This is a genomic window from Streptomyces sp. NPDC007205, assembly GCF_040634095.1.
Classification (GTDB): domain Bacteria; phylum Actinomycetota; class Actinomycetes; order Streptomycetales; family Streptomycetaceae; genus Streptomyces.
In genome coordinates, this window is the sequence record NZ_JBEYEW010000133.1 from 1 (window position 1) to 3,324 (window position 3,324).

At 66.5% G+C, this 3,324-nt stretch carries 3 protein-coding genes and 1 pseudogene; 2 read left to right on the forward strand and 2 right to left on the reverse strand.

Translation table 11 applies throughout. The annotated features are described in order from the left end of the window. The first annotated feature begins 198 nt into the window (after nucleotides 1-198). Nucleotides 199-594 carry a GNAT family N-acetyltransferase gene (locus ABZ624_RS42460; protein WP_360101001.1) on the forward strand — a complete coding sequence of 132 codons (396 nt, stop codon included), beginning with the start codon at nucleotides 199-201 and terminating at the stop codon, nucleotides 592-594. A gap of 52 nt (nucleotides 595-646) precedes the next feature. Here ABZ624_RS42460 and istB read toward each other — a convergent pair whose 3' ends face one another. Together istB and istA are read right to left on the reverse strand one after the other, a co-directional pair. Continuing rightward, nucleotides 647-1,441 carry an IS21-like element helper ATPase IstB gene (gene istB, locus ABZ624_RS42465; RefSeq protein WP_360101003.1) on the reverse strand — a complete coding sequence of 265 codons (795 nt, stop codon included), beginning with the start codon at nucleotides 1,439-1,441 and terminating at the stop codon, nucleotides 647-649. Further along, a complete protein-coding gene (gene istA / locus ABZ624_RS42470) occupies nucleotides 1,438-3,075 on the reverse strand; it encodes an IS21 family transposase (RefSeq protein WP_360101006.1) in 1,638 nt (545 codons plus the stop codon). The genes istB and istA overlap by 4 nt, the downstream gene beginning before the upstream one ends. Before the next feature lie 126 nt (nucleotides 3,076-3,201). Here istA and ABZ624_RS42475 point away from each other — a divergent pair. After that, nucleotides 3,202-3,324: pseudogene (locus ABZ624_RS42475) on the forward strand (IS5/IS1182 family transposase); the annotation flags it as partial.

Here is a 3,324-nt window from a genome sequence, read left to right on the forward strand (position 1 = left end):
TCGATCTGCACGACGCCCTCGTCTCCCTGGCCTGCAGCCTCATCTGCTGGCGACGCCTCAAGAAAGCTCGGCCATGATCGTGTTACGAGCTCTTACCGATCTTCGGCGCGTTCGTTGTTCAGCAGTTTTGACGGCAGCCGAGAGTGAGTGTGTCGGCCCGCTCTGTAGTCCGGCTCTGGTGGTCACTAGGTTCGGATCATGACGATCACGTATGAGTGGCGGGGCGACGTCGACAACTCAGCTCTCAACAAGCTGCATGCTGAAGGGTTCGGTCATCCAGTCGGGCAGACGGACTGGCGTGCAAGGCTTCAACGTCACAGCCTTGGCTGGGTCTGCGCCTGGGAAGATGATCGGTTGGTCGGCTTCGTTAACGTCGCCTGGGACGGCGGCGTCCATGCGTTCGTTCTGGACACGGTCGTGGCTCAGCGCAATCGCTCGAGCGGGGTGGGAGTCGCGCTGATCAGGACAGCTGCTGAGGGATGCCGTGCTGCGGGGTGTGAGTGGTTGCATGTCGACTTCGAAGAGCACTTGCGATCGTTCTACTTCGATGCCTGCGGCTTCAGAGAGACGGCGGCAGGACTGATCGCCTTGTGACCTTGGGCCTCCCGGCCTCGGGGACGTGTCCAGAGGCCGGGAGGGAAGATCTTCAGCTGGCAACGTTCTCTTCGGCTCGGGCCCGGGTGCTGGCGAGGCGGTAGGAGTCGGTGCCGGTCTCGATGATCGTGCCGTTGAAGGTGAGACGGTCGACGATGGCCGCGCAGAGGCGGGGATCGGTGAAGGTCTTGGTCCAGCCGCCGAAGGACTCGTTTGACGCGATGGCGACGCTGTTCTTCTCCTCCCGCTCAGTCAGCACCTGGAACAGGAGCTCGGCGCCGTGGCGGTCGAGTTCCATGTAGCCGAGTTCGTCGATGCAGAGGAGATCGACGCGGCCGTAGCGGGCGATGGTCTTGTTGAGCTGCTTTTCGTCGGCGGCCTCGACCAGCTCGTTGACCAGCTTCGTGGCCAGCGTGTAGCGGACGCGGTAGCCCTTCATGGCGGCCTCGGTGCCCAGGGCGATGAGCATGTGGGACTTGCCGGTGCCGGAGTCGCCGATCAGGCAGAGCGGCTGGCTCTTCTTGATCCACTCGCAGCTGGCGAGGGTGTGAACGGTGGCCGCGTCGATGTTCGGGTTGGCGTCGAAGTCGAAGGCCCGAAGTGACTTCTCCCGTGGGAAACCGGCTGCTTTGATGCGTCGTTCCGAGCGGCGGCGTGCCCGGTCGTCGCACTCGGTCATCAGCAGTTCGGCGAGGAAGCCCCGGTAGGTCATCTGGTCCTTGACGGCCCTGTCGGCGATGTCGTTGAACTCGTTGCGGATCGAGGGCAGCCGCAGCAGGCGGCAGGCGGTGTCGATCGCGGCGTCGGCGGCCTGCTCGGTCAAGCCTCGCTGGCGGGGCAGGGTCACTGGGCTTCTCCCTCACGGTGGTCGCTGCCGCTGGTGCGGCGGCGTCGGAGCAGTTGGTCGTAGGGGGTCACCGACGGCAGCGGCCTGGTGTCCGGCGGGAGGTGAGCGAGCCGCCACTCGTGCAGTGACGTGACAGTGGCCGGCGTCTGCCCAGGAACCGCCGGGCTGGATGCGCCGATAGCTGGTTCGTCCTCTGTCTGGGCGGCCTTGCGAGCCTCCAGGGCGACCGCGTCCGCGGTCAGGGCGCCGGCCCGCAGCGCGGTGGCCAGGCCCGCCACCACGTGCTCGTGGGCGAGGTGGCGGTTCAGCAGCAGGACCTCGATCAACGCCCGGGTGCCGTCCCGCTCGCCGTGAACCTTGCGGGCCTGGGCCCACCAGGCGTCGTGAACCGGGGTGAACTTGCCAGCGGACCGGGCCTGTTCCAAGGCCGTGGCACCGGGGAAGGCGCCGGGCTTGCGGATGAGGGCTTCGAGATAGTGGTCCAGGTCCAGGCGGCAGCTGCCCTTCGCGATCAGCCTCTCGTGGCGGGCCACCTCGATGTTTCTGTCGTAAACCACCAGGTGCGAGGCGTGCAGGACGACTCGCACCCGCTTGCCGATCAGACGGGTCGGGACCGAGTAGCGGTTGGTGCGGACGGCGATCTGGCTGTAGCGGTCGACGCGCGGCGTGAACAGCCGGCCGGTCTCGAACGGTTCCAGCGGAAGCGGCATCAGCAACGGCTGCTCGATGGCGAAGTACTCGTCGACGGTCCGCGGCCGTGAACCGATCCGGCGACGCCCGTCGTGCAGGTCCCACTGGTCGACCATCTCGTTCAGCTCGGCGAGGGAGTCGACTTCCGGGACCGGGGTGAAGTGGTTGCGGCGGAAGTAGCCGATCATTCCTTCGACGCCGCCCTTCTCGTGGGCGCCTTCAATGCCGGGACGGCAGTAGAAGCTCTCGATGTTGAAGTGCGAGCGGAAGGCGATCCACCGGTCTGTCTCCACCCGGGCCCTGTTCAGCCCCAGGACCTGGGCGACGGCCGACTTCAGGTTGTCGTAGCGGATCTTGCTTCGCGGGACACCGCCCAGCGTGCGAAGCGCGTGCACGTGTCCTTCGAAGAAGGCTTCCTGGCCGCAGGAGGCGAAGACGCGGTGGACGGCCTTGCCCGAGTAGGACAGGCGGAGCGAGAACAGGTAGCAGGTCACCAGCTCGCCGGCCAGGCGCACGGTCACGTCGCCGAAGTCGACCTCTGCCTCGTGGCCGGGCAGGTGGGTCTGCGGCACAAAAGCTTCAACGGGGGCTTTGCCCGAGGCCGCGAGGATCTCCGGCTTCCGGTCGGAGACGTAGCGCCGGACCATCTGGTAGGACACGTCGGCGCCGTGCTCCTCGATGAGCCGGTGGAAGATCCGCGTGATCGTATGCCGCTGCTTGCGCGGCGCGTCGAGGTCCGTCCGCAGCATCTCGTCGACCACCGGCTTGTACGGATCCAGCGCAGTCGGCCGCGGCGGCAGCTTCTTCCGCGGCTCCGGCCAGACGGAGTCCACGGCCTTCTTGACCGTCCTCCACGACACGTTGTACTTGCGCTCAAGCTCGCGCATCTTCATGCCAGCACGGTGGTCACGCCGGATCGCCGCGTACAGCTCGACCTTGGACATCTGCGGCATGACCAGGACCTTTCACCAGGAGCACCCCGATGCTGCCCTGGCAAGTACCCCAGTGCTGTCAAAACTCGTGAACATCACCCGACCGTGGATCTGGGTGCCTCCCAAACCCGTGAACAACTGACGTCACTACTCGTGAATAGAGCCACCCCGGGCCTGACCGCGGCACTGCGAGCGGCGAACGCCCGCTACGTCCTGCTCGACGGCACCCTCGCCGAGTGCGACCGGGTGGCCGGCGGCCGC